Origin of the sequence: Bacillus tequilensis (assembly GCF_012225885.1) — a bacterium.
GTDB lineage: Bacteria > Bacillota > Bacilli > Bacillales > Bacillaceae > Bacillus > Bacillus tequilensis.
Genome location: NZ_CP048852.1, coordinates 1,573,045 through 1,591,231, shown reverse-complemented (window position 1 = coordinate 1,591,231; position 18,187 = coordinate 1,573,045). Strand labels below are relative to the sequence as shown.

Here is an 18,187-nt window from a genome sequence, read left to right as displayed (position 1 = left end):
TTTAAATAGAAAACAATATGCAACTTCAAATCCTCACTATTATTAAATATTACAATGCCGTTTGTCAAACGATAATTCAAAAGGGTTCCGTATATTGAACGTTTCTCTCGGGAAGCTCCTCGAAAATATCCTCTGCTGACCATATCACTTTAGCCCCCTGCTGGATCAGTTTTATAGGACCTCCGGCGTAAGGGTCAAATAATGAACCGGGTACTGCAAATACTTCTCTTCCTTGTTCGAGTGCTTGATACGCAGTAATCAGCGAACCGCTTTTTTCTTTGCCCTGCACGACAATTATGCCTTCACTTAGTCCGCTGATGATTCGGTTTCTCATAGGGAAATGCCATTTTTGGGGTTTCGTTTCAGGTGGATGTTCTGACAGAAGGATATGATGTGTAGCCATGTGATCTGCTAACTGAAGGTTTTCCCGGGGATAAATGTGCTGAAATCCGCCTGCAATGACGCCGATTGTCCGCCCCTTCGCCTTAATACTTGCAGCATGGGACATTCCATCTATCCCAGACGCCAGTCCGCTGACAATCACCCAATCTTTACGGCAAAGCTCTTTTGTAAGATGATTGACAACTTGTATCCCGTAAGCTGTTGGTCTTCTAGTTCCTACGATTCCAATTTTCCTCCCTTTCGAAAGAAGGGTCATATCACCCTTAGCAAACAGGACAACGGGGGGATCATAAATCATTTTCAGCCAGATAGGATATCGCTCTGAAGAAATCGGGATGAGGTTAATGTCTTGCTTATGGTAAGCATCAAGCAGACGCTGAAGCTTTGGATAATATCCTTCTATTTTGTTTTTTAATGCAGATGCCTTTATTTTACCGCGAGTAACAGTTTCTAACACAGGTGATGTCAGCGACATAGATGGATCAGCTTTCCACCATTTTAATAGTAGGGATGGGGATAATAATTGATTGATTCTGCAAATCATTAAACAGGCAGCGGCCTGATCCAATATTTTGACCTCCTTTTGACAGAAAAGCAGAAACAGCCTTGACGGCTGTCCCTTCTTTTTAATGCGTTTTACACGTTTCGAACAAGTTCTTCTCTTTCAGCACTTTAATTAAGGTTTCACCCATTACAGAAGGGGTCTCTGCCACTTCGATTCCGCATGCATTAAGGGTTTTGATTTTTTCTTCAGCTGTCCCTTTTCCGCCTGAAATAATGGCGCCTGCATGCCCCATGCGCTTCCCTGGAGGTGCTGTTTTACCGCCGATAAAACCGACTACCGGTTTTGTCATGTTGGCTTTTACCCACTCTGCTGCTTCCTCTTCAGCAGTACCGCCGATTTCACCAATCATGATCACAGCGTGTGTGTCAGGATCTTCGTTAAACGCTTTTAAAACGTCAATAAAGTTTGTGCCATTTACAGGGTCGCCGCCGATTCCGACAGCTGTAGATTGTCCTACGCCCGCTTCAGACAGCTGGTGCACTGCTTCGTATGTTAATGTTCCTGAACGCGATACAACGCCTACATGACCCTTTTTATGGATATATCCAGGCATAATGCCGATTTTACATTCTTCAGGCGTGATGACACCAGGGCAGTTCGGCCCTATCAGTCTCGTTTTTTTGCCTTCCATGAAGCGTTTGACCTTCACCATATCCAAAACCGGAATATGCTCTGTGATACAAATTACGAGATCAAGCTCCGCATCTACCGCTTCCATAATCGCATCAGCTGCAAACGGTGCCGGCACATATATAACAGACGCATTAGCGCCAGTCGTTTGAACGGCTTCAGCCACTGTATTGAATACAGGAACACCTTCCGCTTCAGTTCCGCCTTTTCCTGGTGTTACACCGCCTACGATATTTGTGCCGTATTCGAGCATCTGCTTCGTATGAAATAAAGCGGTAGAACCTGTAATCCCTTGTACAATAACTCTTGTATCTTTATTAATAAAAACACTCATTATCTGGTCCCCTGCCTTTCATTCTTTCCTAAACTAAGGATACGATTTTCTGCGCGCCGTCAGCCATTGATTCCGCAGATGTAATATTTAATCCTGATTCACTAAGGATTTTCTTCCCTAGATCCACGTTTGTACCTTCAAGACGGACGACAAGCGGCAATGTCAAACCGACTTGTCTTGTCGCTTCAACAACCCCTTCTGCGATGACATCACATTTCATAATGCCGCCGAAAATGTTGACAAAAATCCCTTTAACGTTTTGATCAGAAAGAATGATTTTAAATGCTTCCGTGACTTTTTCTGCGGTTGCACCGCCGCCCACATCAAGGAAGTTGGCCGGTTCTCCTCCATAATGCTTGATAATATCCATAGTGGACATTGCAAGTCCCGCGCCGTTTACCATACAGCCGATATTTCCATCAAGAGAAATGTAGCTTAGGTCATATTTGGACGCTTCGATTTCTTTCGGATCTTCTTCATCCAAATCTCTGTACTCCAGAATATCCTTTTGTCTGTACAGCGCGTTGCTGTCGAAATTCAATTTCGCATCAAGCGCCATCACATTTCCGTCACCAGTGACAACGAGCGGATTGATTTCGGCAATTGAGCAGTCTTTTTCAACAAACGCTTTGTATAGTCCAAGCATAAATTTAGAAGCTTTTCCCACGAGCTCCTTTGGAATATTAATAGCGAATGCAATTTCTCTGGCTTGATAGCCTTGGAGGCCGACAGCCGGATCAATAACAGCTTTTTTGATTTTTTCCGGTGTTTTCTCCGCTACTTCCTCAATTTCCGTTCCGCCTTCCTCAGAAGCCATCAGAACGATTCTGGACGTAGCACGGTCAAGCACAAGCCCGACATAGTATTCCTTTTTAATATCGCAGCCTTCTTCAATAAGTAAGCGTTTTATTACTTGGCCGTCCGGACCCGTCTGATGTGTAACTAGGGTCTTCCCTAAGAGTTCTTCGGCATACGCTTTCACTTCGTCTGCTGATTTTGCTATTTTTACCCCACCAGCTTTGCCTCGACCGCCAGCATGAATTTGAGCCTTTACGACATAAACTGAGCTGGATAAGCCCTTAGCTTTCTCAACTGCTTCTTCTGCTGTAAAAGCTACCTTACCTTCAGGAACAGATACCCCATATTTTCTGAGGACTTCTTTTCCCTGGTACTCATGGATATTCATTTCCCATCCTCCTAACTTATGTAACAAAACTAAAATAGACTGCGCTTTCATTCTATAATAATACTGGAAGAATTGTCTAGAGTTCGATGCAAAATCTTTAAATCCTTCTAAACATTCAAACTTTTATTTTATTGAAAACATAAATTTCAATAAGAGGATGGGGAATATTTTAGCTATTTTTTGTTTTTTACACTTTCGTCCAGTCTGTAAATGAACGAAAAAATTTCGGCTACTGTTTCATAAAGAGCTTCCGGAATTTGATCATCCACAGTCAAATGGCGCATTAATTCGACAAGGGTCCGATCTTCTTGAATCGGGACCCCTGCCTTTTTCGCTTCTTTGATAATGTTGTCGGCTACATGGCCCTTTCCTGTGGCAATCACTTTCGGCGCCTTGTCTTTTTGTTCGTCATAGTGGAGAGCCACTGCTTTTCTCATGGGCGTCTGCTCTTTCATATTTTCACATCCACTTCCTGATCACTGATGCTTGTTATATATTGATCGATTGCAGCCTTTTCTTCGGTGTGAATCCTTTTTTTAGCGTTTACTCCCGAAAGGCTGTAGCCCATTTCTTTGAGACCATGTTTAAGCGCGGGCACCATCGGATCAATCGCAGCCTGAAGCTCGAAATCAGTCTCAATTGTAATCGTCATGACTTTTTGCTGGATCAAGCAATCAACGACGGTTTCTTTTAACGTATCCAGCTGAAGCAAAAACAAAAGGCGGCAATGGGATGGGTCAAGCTTTCCATCCGCCTCCTTTTTACCTTTAAACAGAACCGTCATGTCCTGTACTCCTGACTTCGAAAATAGCGGAAATGACATTACAATTTGGCTGTATGACGGATGGTCCTGCTGCATGAAAAGCTGGCCGTTTAATTTATGAAACAGCTGATCGGCTTCCTGTTTGACAGGTTCTGCTACCTCCTGCGACGCTCGTGCGGCATGAAGAGCCAGCTTGATGGATTGTAAATCGTCAGGTGTCACTTCGCTTCCTTGTTCTAACGCCTTAATGAACGCAAGCTCGTCCCTTGCGCCGATTGCCATTTTCACTTTGGATAAGAAAGAAAGAACATCCGCCTTATCCGCCAAATGAGGCGCTGTCTGCTGAACAGCCTTTAAAAAGACTTCGGCTTCCTGATCTGTAACTTGTGCCGCCTGTAAAACAGCCGAGGCTTCTGGTGACTTGCTATCGCCCGATGAAGCAGTCGCCGCTTTCATCCAATTTGCCGCTTCTTTCACAATTTGGAGACTGTTTTTTTCAGCTGTTTCCGTCAGCTTTGCCAGCAGCTGCCGGGCTTCTTTGATTGGAATATCTGCTGCTGTTTTAACAGGCTCTCCTTGTATGCTTCTCTGTTCCTCTGTGCGGTTTGCAAGAGGTAAGCCGGCCTTCCCGGGAGAATTTGCTGGTGCGCTAATTTCCCTGTTTCCAGCTGTAGGGCCTGAAGAAGATGCTTTAGTATTGTCCGTTAGAGAAATAAGCTTTTCGATCAGGCGTTCTGCATGAACTTCAATTTCACTATTAAAAAGTGCCGTAACGGCTTCTTTCAGCTTTGCCATCATCGGGCTCTGCTGAGGGCTTTCGTTGATTGCCTGAAGCAGCTGGGATACGTGCTGATGCAGCGGAACAGGCGATTTCACAGCATGAACACCGCTCAAAACCTCGGGGTGAATGGGCAGCTCACGCTTTAAAGCGAACAGAACCGTTTCAATCGCTTTTTTTGCGTCTGGCGCAGGCAGCGTATCCATCCAGCGGACAGCTGTTTTGATATCATTTTCTGTTACGGGTGTTTTACTTTTCAGCATCGCTCCAGTCATCATTAGAGCAGCGTTTGACGGTTTCATTGACATGGCATTTAACAGCTTGCCAGCTGCATCCTGAATGGTTTTGGGAGTCTGCTCAAAGCTTTGAACGACCTGAAGACGGCCTGTCTGTTCTGCCGTTTTTTTTTCGTAGGAAAACCAATAGTATGCTTGAGGACGAAGCTGGGCTTCAAGTTTTCCTTGGATCGTTTGATTTCCGACTTGGATCAGCGCGTGCTGGTCTCCTAATAAACGAAGCACTTTTCCTAAAAGGAGACGCTTCTCCCCATTTAGCGCTTCGCTGATAGTTGATGTCTCCTGCGGGACTGCAGTATTTCTAAAAAGGTGCTGCAGCGCCTTTTGCACATCATTCCGTATATTCATTTAAAAAAAGTGCCTCCTTGTCCATGGGTTTATCTGAACGATTGAACAGGAGCGAAAGTTTTGCGGTGCAGTTCAGTTGGGCCGTATGCGGCAAGAGCCTCCAAATGTTCTTTTGTCCCATAGCCTTTATTTTTTTCAAAACCATACATGGGATAGGTTTGGGCATAGGCGCTCATCATTCGGTCTCTCGTTACTTTTGCGATACACGCACCTGCCGCAATTGACACGCTTTTGGCATCACCTTTTATAATTGATAACTGATTCGTATCGAGCGGCAGCGTCATTGCGTCAACAAGCAAATAATCAGGTGTATCTGACAAATTGTGTATCGCTTTCACCATGGCCATCTTGGAAGCTTCATATATATTGATTTCATCAATAACAGAAGCTTCTACAATTCCTATTCCGACCGCCAGCGCTTCTTTCATAATAAGCTCGTAATATTCCTCACGCTTTTTTTCTGAAAGTTTTTTGGAGTCTGTCAGCCCAAGTATTTCACATTCCTCTGGAAGGATGACGGCGCCGGCAACAACGGGTCCAGCCAATGGCCCCCGGCCGACTTCGTCAACACCGGCAATCAAGCGAAATCCTTTGTTTCTTGCCAGTCTTTCATAGGAAGTCATATTGATCCATTGTTCTTTCAGCGCTTTTTCTTTCGCCTTTTTTTTAAGCCATTGCTCTACAAGCGTTTGAACGCTTTTTCTCGGGTCGTTTTCACATTGGGCAAGGAATGGGTCTTGTTCATCATTGACTTCCTGCAAACGGTCTTTAATGTCCTTTACGGTTAATGTATTCACTTTCTCTTCTCCCTTACTGTATGTATCGGTTGGGTCAGGAAAAAATAAAGACCCGCATTTCTGCGCGCCTTTACATAGTCGGCTGTTCAAATGACAGCCTGCCGAACTTTTCAGTGCGGATATCGCGAATGATGACTTCAGTCGTCTTATCGTAGTTAATGAGCCCTCCGCTCATGAGACAGCCGCGCTTTTCACCAATTGCATCAAACAGCTCCGCAATGTCCTCTGGTATCTCATCAAGGCTGTAGCGCTCTTTCAGACGTTCAGGATAGTGTTCTTCGAGAAAACGAAGGCCAAACACTGCCACGTCCTGAAGGTTGATAATCGAGTCTTTAATAGCCCCGGTAACTGCGAGCCTCAAGCCGACAAGCTCATCCTCAAATTTAGGCCATAAAATCCCCGGTGTATCTAAGAGCTCTAGTTCTTTTCCGACTTTGACCCACTGCTGAGAAGTCGTGATACCAGGTCTGTCTCCCGTTTTTGCTATGTTTTTCTTTGCCAGCCGGTTGATGAGCGTTGATTTTCCGACGTTTGGAATGCCAATAATCAAAGCGCGAATCGCTCTCGGCTTCACACCTTTCGCCCTCATCCGATCAAATTTTTCTTTGAGAATCTCTTTTGACGCTGGCACAATTTGATTTAAGCCTTGGCCGTTTACAGAGTTAATGGACAGAGAGGGGATCCCCTGGTTCTCAAAATGCTCTTTCCATTGCTTTGTAACTGCTGCATCTGCTTTGTCCGCTTTGTTTAACAGCATAATCCGGGGCTTATTTTTTAGAATGTCTTCAATCATTGGGTTTCTTGATGACATTGGAATCCTGGCATCTACCAATTCATATACAATATCGATTAATTTTAATTTTTCGGTTACTTCCCGTCTTGCCTTTGCCATATGGCCCGGGAACCATTGAATTGTCATGTGACACGAGCACCGCCTTTATCTCTTCAGTATACATGATTCTTTGTTGTCATTTATGTATTTTACGATGCCTGTCCGGCATTTTCAAATTCTGTATAAAAAAAGAGCTTGTTACAGGTAACAAGCTCTTTTCGTTCGTTATCATTATCGTCTGATCTCTTTAATACGAGCCGCTTTTCCGCGAAGTTCACGCAGGTAGTAAAGCTTAGCACGGCGTACTTTACCGTAACGCACAACTTCGATTTTCGCGATTTTAGGTGTGTGTACAGGGAAAGTACGTTCAACACCAACACCGTAAGAAATCTTACGAACTGTGAACGTTTCGCTGATTCCACCACCACGACGCTTAATCACAACACCTTCAAAGATCTGGATACGCTCGCGGTTACCCTCAACAACTTTCACGTGTACACGTAAAGTGTCACCAGGACGGAACGCAGGAAGATCAGTACGAAGCTGTTCTTTTGTGATATCTTCAATTAGTTTTTGCATCGTTTTCAACTCCTTCCAACAGATGCTCTTGGCCACAAAACCCGGCACAGCGGAACATCGTTTTCAAGCTTACAGCAGATAAGCCCGCTCAAGCCACAAGTAGTATCTTATCACAATTTCATAGCCTATGCAATAAAATCTATTCTTTTTCCCATTCGGAAATCCATTTTCTTTGCTGTTCTGTAAGCGGATAATCTTTCAAAAGATCCGGGCGCCTGACATAGGTCCTTCTGATCGACTCTTTATTCCGCCATTCTTTAATTTTCGCATGGTTTCCTGACAGAAGTGTTTCAGGCACTTTTAAACCTTTGTAATCTGCCGGTCTTGTATAATGCGGGTGTTCTAAAAGACCGGTGCTGAATGAATCCTCAAGATGGGAAGCCTCTTTGCCAAGCACACCCGGAAGCAGTCTGACCACGCTGTCTGCAATCATCATTGCAGGAAGCTCACCGCCCGTAAGCACAAAATCGCCAATAGATATTTCATCCGTCACCAAATGCTCGCGAATACGTTCATCATAGCCTTCATAATGGCCGCAAATAAACAGCAAATGCTCTTCCTTCGCTAATTGCTCTGCTTTTTTTTGGGTAAAACGCTCACCTTGCGGACAAACGAGGATAATACGCGGAGCCGCGGCTGCCTTTGCAGTCAGGTCCTCGACCGCGTCAAAAACAGGCTGAGGCTTGAGAACCATGCCCGCGCCGCCTCCATAAGGATAATCATCAACCGTATTATGCTTGTTATCAGAATACTCCCGAAAATTCACGACCTGGAATTGCACCGCATCTTTGTCCTGGGCTTTTTGAAGAATCGATGAATTGAGCACGCCTTCAAACATTTCGGGAAACAGCGTCAAAAAGTCGATTTTCATTCGTCTATTAATCCTTCCATGAGTTCAATCTCAATTTTCTTTTCGCTGACATCGATATGTTTGACTACTGATTCAATGTAAGGAATTAACGCGTCTTTTTTTCCCTTTCGGCCGATAACCCATACGTCATTTGCTCCCGGCGTCAAAATTTCTTTGATTTTTCCAATCAGCTCGCCGTCCTCGGTAAATACTTCGCACCCAATGATTTCGTGGAAATAAAATTCTCCCTCATTCAGGTCTCCTAAATCTTCTTCAGGAACTTTAATGATTGCGTTTTTCAGTTCTTCTGCTTCATTCAGGCTTTGTCTTTCTTTAAACTGCAGCAGATGAAACTGCTTATGCAGTCTGTGCGTGTTTACCGTTACCTCCACAGGTTCGTTACGGCCGTCCATAAACAAATACAGCGTGTTGCCCGGCTTGTACCGTTCTTCGGCAAAATCAGTTTTCGAAACCACCCGCACTTCACCTTTAATTCCGTGCGTATTTACGATTTTGCCTACATTAAACCATCGCTTTGTCATATGATCACCTCTGGCGAATTTCAATTACTTTCCCGTCTTTTATGACGATGGTGTTTGCTGCTGTCTTCTCATGCCAGTCATCCCCGGCTTCAATCGTTAGCAGCGCATCGACTTCCTTTTCTTTCATCTCACTGCCGAGCGGCAATGTATGTACTTGAGCAATTTGAAAATCGATTATTTTTATGTTATCTTTTCGCTTTTCTATTGCCTTTTTGAATTGTTCAATCATGTCTGGGTTTTGCTGTTCTTTTTCATGTTTTCTAAGCTGAAAATAGAGCTGGCTGCATTCTCGTTCAAGCATTTGTTTCTTTTCGGTAAAAGAAGCTAAAAGCTTTTCTTTGCTGTGCTCAGTTAAGACTTGCATCACGGCTACACGGTGAATAATTTGCATCGCACCAAGCTCCCCGCTTTTAAAACTTTTTGGCTCAGGCTTTTCTATTTTGCCTAAGCTTCTATCAGTTTACCCTTTTTTTGCGTGTAAAAAAAGGGGAGGTGCCGGCCCTCTCCCTTTTAGTCAAATATCTCAAATTGAACTTTCTTAGAAGACTGTGCGCCAGCTGCAAATACAGCTGTTCGAATCGCTTTTGCAGTCCGGCCCTGCTTTCCGATAACTTTACCGGTATCTGACTTATTGACAGATAAGCGCAGCGCAATCTTTTGATCGGTTTCTTCTCTTATGACGCGAATGTCATCTGGATGATCAACAAGCGGCGTCACAATTTGGACAATCAAATCTTCCAAGTGTTGATCAGTCATTACTTGCCTTGTTTAGCGTTGTGGAATTTTTCCATAATTCCTTGGCTAGAGAACAAGTTGCGAACTGTATCAGATGGTTTCGCTCCAGTTTGAAGCCATTTAAGAGCAAGCTCTTCGTCGATTTTTACTTCCGCTGGTTTTACAACCGGGTTGTAAGTTCCGACTGTTTCGATGAAACGGCCGTCACGTGGTGAACGAGAATCTGCTACAACAATACGATAGAAAGGAGATTTTTTTGCTCCCATACGTTTTAAACGAATTTTTACTGCCATTTTACTAGCACCTCCGAAAATATTTCAACAAGATAGTATATTAACAATGATAAAAGTGTTTGTAAAGTGTTTTTTCTTAACAATGGTTTTATCATGTATAACCGATTACATAAAAGGGAGCTTAAACCCTTTTTTCTTACCTTTTGACATGTTTGTCATCTGCTTCATCATTTTTTTCATTTCATCAAACTGCTTAAGCAGACGGTTGACTTCCTGCACGGATGTCCCGCTCCCTTTCGCAATCCGCTTCCGCCGGCTGGCATTGATGATATCCGGCTGTTCTTTTTCAAGAACAGTCATTGATTTGATAATCGCTTCCACGTGATTCAGCTGCTTTTCATCCACTTGGATGTTTTTCAGGCCTTTCATTTTGCCTGCACCCGGCATCATTTGCAGAAGCTCATCAAGCGGTCCCATGTTTCTGACCTGACCGAGCTGCTCCAGAAAATCGTCCAATGTGAAGCTCATCGTTCTCATTTTTTGTTCCAGCTCTTTGGCTTTGTCTTCATCGACGCTGGCCTGTGCTTTTTCAATCAATGTCAGCACGTCGCCCATGCCGAGAATCCTTGATGCCATGCGTTCAGGATGGAACGGTTCTAACGCGTCAAGCTTTTCGCCTAAACCAGCGAACTTAATTGGCGTGTTTGTGACCGCGCGAATAGAAAGCGCAGCACCGCCGCGTGTGTCTCCATCCAGCTTAGTTAACACAACACCGGTTAAACCGAGCTGTTCATTAAAGCTTTGGGCAACATTCACAGCGTCCTGACCGGTCATTGAATCGACAACCAGGAAAATTTCTTCCGGATTCGCAATTTCTTTTACGTTGGTCAGTTCGTCCATCAGTTCATGGTCAATATGCAGGCGGCCTGCCGTATCCAAAATGACATAGTCATAATGTTCTTCCTTGGCTTTTTCAATAGCCTGTTTAGCTATTTCCACAGGGCTGACCTGATCACCAAGAGAAAAAACAGGCATGTCAAGCTGTTTGCCAAGCGTTTCCAGCTGCTTAATTGCGGCTGGGCGGTAAATATCGGCAGCAACCAGCATCGGCTTGCGATTATGCTTCTTGCGCAGCAGATTCGCGAGCTTACCGCTTGTCGTCGTTTTACCGGCACCTTGGAGACCGACCATCATAATAACAGTCGGCGGTCTTTTGGCAACGGCGATTTTGCTCTCTTCGCCGCCCATCAGCTCAGTCAGTTCCTCTTGAACAACTTTAATGACCTGCTGGCCGGGCGTCAGACTTTTCATGACGTCTTGGCCTACGGCGCGTTCACTTACTTTTTTGACAAAATCCTTGACTACTTTAAAGTTAACGTCAGCCTCAAGCAGCGCAAGACGGACCTCACGCATCATCTCTTTTACATCTTGTTCGCTGACTTTCCCTTTTCCGCGGATTTTAGAAATCGTCTGCTGCAGTCGGTCGGCTAATCCTTCAAATGCCATAGTTTGCCGCCTCCTAATCTAATTTCTCAAGCGCTTCAATCAGAGCTATAATTTCTTCCTCTTCTTTTGAACCGGAAGCAAGCTCCTTCAGCTTATTAAACATCTCTTTACGCTCCTGAAACTTTTTCAAAAGGAGCAGCTTTTCTTCATATTGTTCAAGCATTGCTTCTGTTCGTTTGATGTTATCATAAACAGCTTGTCTTGAAACCTCATATTCTTCGGCTATTTCGCCTAGGGAGAAATCGTCCAAATAATAAAGCGACATATAGCTCTTCTGTTTTGACGTCAACAACGACTGATAAAAATCAAACAGATAATTCATTCTCGTTGTCTTTTCGAGTGTCATTTGAGCTCTCCCCTTTGTTAAGTCAAATCCCTTTACGATAACTTAGTTTACACGGTTTTATTGAGACTGTCAAGTTTTTATCTTGTCAAAGCATGCTGCTCTTTTTGCATAATACATTCATTTGGTTTTTTCAGAAAAATTCATATAGACCGCCGTTAAAATACTCGAATTCTTGTTTAGATACGCGATAGCGGCAATAGCCTTCGTAAAAAGCATTGAGAAATGCTTCATTTGTGACAAAGTTTCTGATCGCTAATGATTCATCATATCGTGGATCTCCCGCCGATATTCCCGCAGCATCAATAAACAGATAGACCTCTCCGTCTCTCACCAGCACATTATCAGTTGTGCAGTCACCGTGAATCATTGTCTGCTGAACAGGAACAGGCCTGTGCTGGTCCAATTCCTTCAAAAGTTCTGCGCTGCCTTCAGCTTGTCCTTTTTCGACATATTCACCGGCTCGTTTCATTTGCAGATCGAGCCAATCTATTTCCGGCTGTAAACCAGGGACAAGTTCGGTTTCATGCAGACGCTGCAGAAACTGGCCGAAGCTTTTGATCAGCTTTTTCTTTTCAGTATCTCCTTTTGCTTTTCTTAAAGCAGAAGTCAGTGTAATGCCATCTTCAAACGACATTACAATATGGCTGGAATGCTGTTCTTGGATAAACCCATAATAAACAGGGACAGGCAGACGATGCGTTTCGGTAAGCTTTTGTAAAACAAGGGCTTCTCTCCTTAACCACTCCCGATATCTCTGTTGAGAAGAACTTTTCAACAGAAATGCGCCTTGGCTTGACACTAGTTTACGAACGATTGAAGTGCCTCCCTGTTCATCCAACAGCGACATGTGTTTTATTGCGCCGATCTTCCTTTCCAATTCAGCTTTCAGCCATTTGTCCAACAATCTGCACCCTCCATTCCGATCTATTAATGCGTATAAAAAAACGAGTATAAAACTGTTCATTTTATACTCGTTTTTATTCATTAATCCTCGGCTTTTTCCACTAAATCTGAAAAGAGGCCGTATACATACGATTCAGCGTTAAATTCTTGGAGATCGTCAACTTTTTCGCCTAACCCGACTAGTTTCACCGGAATGTGAAGCTCGTTGCGGATCGCGAGGACGATACCGCCTTTTGCCGTACCATCAAGCTTTGTTAAAGCGATACCGGTAACGTTTGTTGCTTTAGAGAACTCTTTCGCCTGTGCCATTGCATTTTGGCCGGTTGTGGCATCAAGGGCAAGCAGCACCTCATGCGGCGCTTCAGGCACTTCTCTTTCGATGACGCGCTTGACTTTTTCCAGCTCTTTCATCAGGTTTACTTTGTTTTGGAGACGTCCTGCCGTATCGCAGATTAACACATCGGCGTTTCGAGCTTTCGCAGCATGTACAGCATCGTAGATGACAGCCGCAGGATCGCTTCCGGCCGTCTGCTTAATGACAGGCACTCCCGTACGCTCTCCCCATACTTCCAGCTGTTCAATGGCCCCCGCTCTAAAAGTGTCGCCTGCAGCAAGCACGACAGATTTCCCTTCTTGCTTCAATTTATAGGCAAGCTTTCCGATTGTTGTCGTTTTGCCGACTCCGTTTACACCCACCAGGAGGAGCACGTTTAAACGCCCATCCTGAATGTTCAACCCGGAAATTTGTTCATCACCGCTGTTATAGATCTCGACCAGCTTCTCAGAAATAACAGACTGGACTTCCTGCGGATCTTGAATATTTCTGCGTTTGACTTCTTTTTTCAGCTCGTCTATTAATTCCATAACGGTTGTAAAACCGACATCCGCGCTGATGAGAACTTCTTCAAGCTCCTCGAAGAAATCCTCATCCACTTTACGGTAACGGGATACAAGATCATTCACTTTGTTTTGAAAGGAGTTTCTTGTTTTTTCAAGGCCATCCTTAAACTTTTCAGATACGGAATCTGTCTGTTTTGTGATTTTCTCTTTTAATTTTTTAAAAAAGCTCATCTTTTAACCTCTTTCCTCGTTACTGAACGAATTCTTTTGTTTCTTCCAGCTTAACTGAGATTACCTTGGAAACTCCGGATTCCTGCATTGTTACACCGTACAGCACATCCGCTTCTTCCATCGTGCCTTTTCTGTGAGTAATCACAATAAACTGGGTATCGCTGCTGTATTTTTTTAAATACTGTGCAAATCGGAACACATTCGCTTCGTCAAGGGCAGCCTCTACTTCGTCAAGGACGCAAAACGGCACTGGCCGAACCTTTAAGATTGAGAATAAGAGCGCTATAGCTGTGAGCGCACGCTCTCCGCCTGACAGAAGGGTTAAGTTTTGCAGTTTTTTCCCCGGCGGCTGCGCGATAATTTCGACTCCCGAATGAAGCAGATCATTAGGGTCGGTGAGCCTCAATTCAGCTCGCCCTCCTCCGAATAAGGAACGGAATACTTGATCAAAGTGTGAGCGGATTTGGACAAAAGTGTCGTTAAAGCGTTTCGTCATTTCTTCATCCATTTCTTCAATCACTTGGAACAAAGTATTTTTCGCTTCAGTCAAATCTTCTTTCTGTTCTGACAGAAACTTATACCGCTCGTTGACCCGCTCAAACTCATCTATGCTTCCGATGTTTACGGTGCCCAGCTCTTCAATTGCGAGTTTAATCAGCTTCACGCGCTTTCTGGCTTCCTCTGGATCAGTTTCAAGCTGATATTTCTCTTTTGCGCCCTCAAAGGACAGACTGTATTCCTCCCGCAAGTACTGAAGTAAATTATCAAGCTCAACTTCCATCCGGCCGAGTTTGACTTCTTCATCTTTTAAGAGCGTTGTTTTTTGTTTATACAGTCGTTTCATTTCTTTCAGCTCACGCTCATACGTATCAAGTCCATGCTGAAGCTTGATGCGCTGATCGCGTCTTAACGCAATCAGTTCGATTGTCTTCGTTTTATCATTCAATTTATGCTTTGCGGCTTCTTCCAGTTTTTCTTCACCGCTTGTGCTTGATGACATCTCTGACGTTAAGAAGCTTAAATCTTCTTTCGCTTCTCGTAACGCAATCTCTGTTTCTGCGAGCTCTTTCTTTACTCGGGCAAGGTTGTCTTCTTCCCCCTTGCATGCCTGTTCTTTTTTGGCCGCTGTAATCTTCAGCTCAGTCAGCTCGTTGGAGAGAGACTCTTTTGTTGAGGATTGTGTTTGTTTTTGTTTGGTCAGTCTGTCAATATCCTCTTCAAGCTGTTTCATCTTTTCTGATACGGCAGAAAGCTCTTCTTCCAGCTTGCGTTTGCGCGCTTTCTTCTCTTCATCGCTTTCTGACAGAGCGGATTTTTCTTGATCATAGAGCTCTAAATGGGTGTTGATATTTTTCTCGGCAACTTGAAGTTCGTACAGCTGGCCTTTTACATCCTGCTGCTTTACTCTTAAGCCTTCCCCGGTTTCTCTTAAGTCAGCCAGTTTTTTCTCCATGTCCTGAATGGATTGCTTAAGGGTTTTAACTTCTTGTTCAAGCAGTGCTGTTTTCTCTTCCATTTCAGTGAGCCGCTTCGTCACATCTTCAAGCTCCCTGCTTCTTCCAAGCAGCGAGTTGTTTTTCTTTTTAACCGCGCCGCCCGTCATTGAACCGCCCGGATTCACAACATCTCCCTCAAGGGTTACGATGCGGTAGCGGTGCCCGAGAAGCTTCGCAAGCTCGTTTGCACCCTTTAAATCCTCTGTGATCAGCACGGTTCCCAGGAGGTTCTGGATGATGCGGCGATACGCAGGATCAAATGTGACTAGTTCACTGGCAACCCCTAGAAATGAAGAGTGCTTCGCTGCTGTTTCTGCATCGCGGCTTTGAAGCTGGCGATCTCTGATAACAGAAAGAGGCAGAAACGTCGCCCGGCCGAAGGAATTCTGTTTTAAATATTGAATCGCTTTGCGGGCAGACTGTTCATCGTCGGTCACGACATGCTGGGCAGAAGCGCCAAGTGCTATTTCAATGGCCGTTTCATACTTCTGTTCTGTTGAGATCAGCTCAAGGACCGCTCCGCGAATTCCGCCGAGCCGCTCTTTCGCTTTCAGCACTTCTTTTACACCTTGATAAAAGCCGGAGAAATCGCCCTGCATTGTCTCAAGCATGTCCTTTTTCGATCTCGCTTGCTGAACGTATTGGTATGCCTGATACAGAGCAGATTCATTTTTTTCGTATTGACGCTTTTTCTGCTCATATTTTGTCTGCATGTCACGATATGCGCCGACTTGGCTGTGAATTTCCTGCTCAATTCGGGCAAATTCCGTTTCACACGCGGCTTTCCGTTCAGAAATATCGCGCCGCTCCTGAAGATGCTTTTCATTGTTGTCCGCAAGCCTCTGCAATGTGACAGCGGATTGGGACATCTGGTCATCCAGCAGCTGGAGCTCATTGCGTATCGAAGCCTGGCTGTTTAACAGCTCAAAGTAATCACTTTTCAGCTGCTCGATTTTCTCTTCGACATTTTCATTGTGAAGACTGAGAGCCTGCTGTCTTTCTTTTACTTGAGCTCTTAGCTGTTTCACCTCTGCCTGAAGCGTTTCGAAAACAGCTTCCTGCTTCGCAAGCTCTTCCTTCAGCACCGTTTCTTTTTGCTGGTACTGAACGATGGCTTCTTCAAGCTGTTCTCGGTTTTGCACAGCGTTTTTCTTTCGTTCTTTCAAGACTTCTTTACGGCCTTCAAGCTTTTCCAGCTCTTCACTTGTTACTAATAAGACTTGCTGGAGCTCGTCTACTGATTCATCAAGCGCTTGGATTTTGTCTCGTGTATCCTCGATCTTCGCTTCTTTCGCAGAAATCGCAGACGATTCAGCGACTTCTTCTTCTTTTGCGAGCTGCACTTTCTCTTTAAGCGTCGACCATTTGCCATGCAGTTCTTCGATATCATGGGCAGTCAGCGCAATTTCAACATGCTCAAGCTCTTTCTTTTTCTCCAGATAGTCTTTTGCGATTGAAGCTTGAATTTTAAGCGGTTCAACCTGTCCTTCAAGCTCATGTAATATATCCTCTACCCGGTTTAAATTGTCCTGTGTCTCAAACAATTTATTTTCTGCTTTTTTCTTTCTCGTTTTATATTTAAGCACCCCAGCCGCTTCTTCAAAGATACTGCGGCGATCCTCCGCTTTGCTGCTCAGGATCTCTTCCACTTTCCCTTGGCTGATAATAGAAAAGGCTTCTTTCCCCAGTCCAGAGTCCATAAATAAATCAATAATGTCCTTTAAGCGGCACGGCTGATTGTTAATCAGAAACTCACTCTCGCCTGATCTGTACACACGCCTTGTGACACTGACCTCATGGAAGTCAATCGGCAAGAAATGATCATCATTATCAAGCGTAAGCGTAACTTCAGCTAGGTTTAATCGTTTTCTTGAATCACTGCCCGCAAAAATGATGTCTTCCATTTTTCCGCCGCGAAGAGACCGGGCCGATTGTTCGCCAAGAACCCAGCGAATGGCATCAGTGATGTTGCTTTTTCCGCTTCCGTTCGGGCCGACAACAGCTGTCACTCCTTTAACGAAGTCGACGGAAATCCGTTCTGCAAATGATTTAAATCCTATAACGTCTAAACGTTTGAGGAACATAGCGATCCTCCTTATGTAATAAGTATTTCAATTCTATCATAAACATGGGTGAAATAAGACGGCATACATATTGAAATCCCCCTTATCACTCAGGGGGATTTTGTTGGCTCGTATAGTGTTTTTGCAATTTAGCTAAAGCTTCCTGAGCAGCGTGCTGTTCGGCTTCTTTCTTGGAACGGCCGTTTCCGACTCCAAGTGGTTCACCTTTTAGCGATACGACGGCTTCAAATTCACGGTTATGCGCAGGCCCTTTTTCGTTGGAGATTTTATACTCCAAAGAGCCTTTGCCATCCCGCTGCACGTATTCCTGCAGCTGGCTTTTAAAATCCATCACATGAGAAAAAGCACCATCGTTAATTTTAGGGAACACATAGACTTTTAAGAAGCTTTCGACCGGCTCTAATCCCTGGTCAAGATACAAAGCTCCGATAAATGCCTCAAAAACATCCGCTAATAGTGCAGGACGCTTTCTTCCGCCTGTCATTTCCTCACCTTTACCCAACAGGACAAGGTCGCCGAATGACAGTTCGTGAGCTAATGAAACGAGAGATGGCTCGCATACAATCGCGGCTCTCAGCTTCGTCAAATCTCCTTCACTCATAGCCGGGTATTTGGCAAATAAGAATCTGGAGATCGTCAGTTCCAAAACAGCGTCACCTAAAAATTCAAGCCTTTCATTATCTTCATACGGCTTTTTCCGATGCTCATTCACATAAGATGAATGTGTAAATGCTTGATACAAAAGCTTTTCATTTTGAAAGTGAACCGAAATCCGTTCTTGAAACTCTCTAAACTGTTCTACTTTTTTATAGAACTTTTTTTTATCATTATAATGTGAGTGTTTTGACATAGTAACCTCCATAGGCACATCAGGTTCACCGCGCTTCTCTGACTAAACCGGATACAGCGCG

Annotated in this window: 19 protein-coding genes; all 19 read right to left on the bottom strand. The window is 44.3% G+C overall.

Translation table 11 applies throughout. The annotated features are described in order from the left end of the window. Positions 1–76: 76 nt before the first annotated feature. The 19 genes from dprA to rncS all read right to left on the bottom strand — a co-directional run bounded on the left by dprA (position 77) and on the right by rncS (position 18,126). A complete protein-coding gene (gene dprA / locus G4P54_RS08435; RefSeq protein WP_167872353.1) occupies positions 77–970 on the bottom strand; it encodes a DNA-processing protein DprA in 894 nt (297 codons plus the stop codon). Positions 971–1,028: 58 nt separating this feature from the next. Further along, positions 1,029–1,931, bottom strand: coding sequence for a succinate--CoA ligase subunit alpha (sucD, locus tag G4P54_RS08430; protein WP_167872352.1), 903 nt, complete (start codon positions 1,929–1,931; stop codon positions 1,029–1,031). 28 nt (positions 1,932–1,959) lie between these two features. Next, positions 1,960–3,117, bottom strand: a complete 1,158-nt coding sequence (gene sucC / locus G4P54_RS08425; protein WP_167872351.1) for an ADP-forming succinate--CoA ligase subunit beta — start codon at positions 3,115–3,117, stop codon at positions 1,960–1,962. Positions 3,118–3,290: 173 nt separating this feature from the next. After that, the gene (locus G4P54_RS08420; RefSeq protein WP_167872350.1) at positions 3,291–3,572 is read right to left on the bottom strand and encodes a FlhB-like flagellar biosynthesis protein; all 282 of its coding nucleotides are present in this window, start codon (positions 3,570–3,572) and stop codon (positions 3,291–3,293) included. After that, complete coding sequence (locus tag G4P54_RS08415; protein ID WP_167872349.1) at positions 3,569–5,302, bottom strand: hypothetical protein; 1,734 nt, start codon at positions 5,300–5,302, stop codon at positions 3,569–3,571. Before G4P54_RS08415 ends, G4P54_RS08420 begins: the two co-directional genes overlap by 4 nt. A 29-nt stretch (positions 5,303–5,331) precedes the next feature. Further along, entirely contained in the window at positions 5,332–6,099 is a 768-nt protein-coding gene (rnhB, locus tag G4P54_RS08410; RefSeq protein ID WP_167872348.1) for a ribonuclease HII, read from the bottom strand. A gap of 70 nt (positions 6,100–6,169) precedes the next feature. Continuing rightward, on the bottom strand, positions 6,170–7,018 hold the full coding sequence (ylqF, locus tag G4P54_RS08405) for a ribosome biogenesis GTPase YlqF (RefSeq protein WP_167872347.1): 849 nt from the start codon (positions 7,016–7,018) through the stop codon (positions 6,170–6,172). A gap of 144 nt (positions 7,019–7,162) precedes the next feature. After that, entirely contained in the window at positions 7,163–7,510 is a 348-nt protein-coding gene (gene rplS / locus G4P54_RS08400) for a 50S ribosomal protein L19 (protein ID WP_003220825.1), read from the bottom strand. Positions 7,511–7,649: 139 nt separating this feature from the next. Then, positions 7,650–8,381, bottom strand: a complete 732-nt coding sequence (trmD, locus tag G4P54_RS08395; protein WP_167872346.1) for a tRNA (guanosine(37)-N1)-methyltransferase TrmD — start codon at positions 8,379–8,381, stop codon at positions 7,650–7,652. Further along, on the bottom strand, positions 8,378–8,902 hold the full coding sequence (gene rimM / locus G4P54_RS08390; RefSeq protein WP_024716074.1) for a ribosome maturation factor RimM: 525 nt from the start codon (positions 8,900–8,902) through the stop codon (positions 8,378–8,380). The genes trmD and rimM overlap by 4 nt, the downstream gene beginning before the upstream one ends. A gap of 4 nt (positions 8,903–8,906) precedes the next feature. Next, positions 8,907–9,293: a YlqD family protein gene (locus G4P54_RS08385; RefSeq protein WP_024716075.1), complete on the bottom strand. Its 387-nt coding sequence runs from the start codon at positions 9,291–9,293 to the stop codon at positions 8,907–8,909. 119 nt (positions 9,294–9,412) lie between these two features. Further along, positions 9,413–9,658 (bottom strand): KH domain-containing protein, encoded by a 246-nt coding sequence (locus tag G4P54_RS08380; RefSeq protein WP_032682161.1) that lies wholly within the window; start codon positions 9,656–9,658, stop codon positions 9,413–9,415. After that, entirely contained in the window at positions 9,658–9,930 is a 273-nt protein-coding gene (rpsP, locus tag G4P54_RS08375; protein ID WP_024716077.1) for a 30S ribosomal protein S16, read from the bottom strand. The genes G4P54_RS08380 and rpsP overlap by 1 nt, the downstream gene beginning before the upstream one ends. Positions 9,931–10,035: 105 nt before the next feature. Then, positions 10,036–11,376 carry a signal recognition particle protein gene (gene ffh / locus G4P54_RS08370; protein WP_024716078.1) on the bottom strand — a complete coding sequence of 447 codons (1,341 nt, stop codon included), beginning with the start codon at positions 11,374–11,376 and terminating at the stop codon, positions 10,036–10,038. A 13-nt stretch (positions 11,377–11,389) separates the two neighbouring features. Beyond that, the gene (locus G4P54_RS08365) at positions 11,390–11,722 is read right to left on the bottom strand and encodes a putative DNA-binding protein (protein WP_167872345.1); all 333 of its coding nucleotides are present in this window, start codon (positions 11,720–11,722) and stop codon (positions 11,390–11,392) included. Positions 11,723–11,852: 130 nt separating this feature from the next. Beyond that, complete coding sequence (locus tag G4P54_RS08360) at positions 11,853–12,623, bottom strand: phosphotransferase family protein (RefSeq protein ID WP_167873846.1); 771 nt, start codon at positions 12,621–12,623, stop codon at positions 11,853–11,855. An 83-nt stretch (positions 12,624–12,706) separates the two neighbouring features. Beyond that, entirely contained in the window at positions 12,707–13,696 is a 990-nt protein-coding gene (gene ftsY, locus G4P54_RS08355) for a signal recognition particle-docking protein FtsY (RefSeq protein ID WP_024716081.1), read from the bottom strand. A gap of 19 nt (positions 13,697–13,715) precedes the next feature. Continuing rightward, complete coding sequence (gene smc, locus G4P54_RS08350) at positions 13,716–17,276, bottom strand: chromosome segregation protein SMC (protein WP_167872344.1); 3,561 nt, start codon at positions 17,274–17,276, stop codon at positions 13,716–13,718. Between the two features lie 85 nt (positions 17,277–17,361). Further along, positions 17,362–18,126, bottom strand: coding sequence for a ribonuclease III (gene rncS, locus G4P54_RS08345; RefSeq protein ID WP_024716083.1), 765 nt, complete (start codon positions 18,124–18,126; stop codon positions 17,362–17,364). Positions 18,127–18,187: the final 61 nt, after the last annotated feature.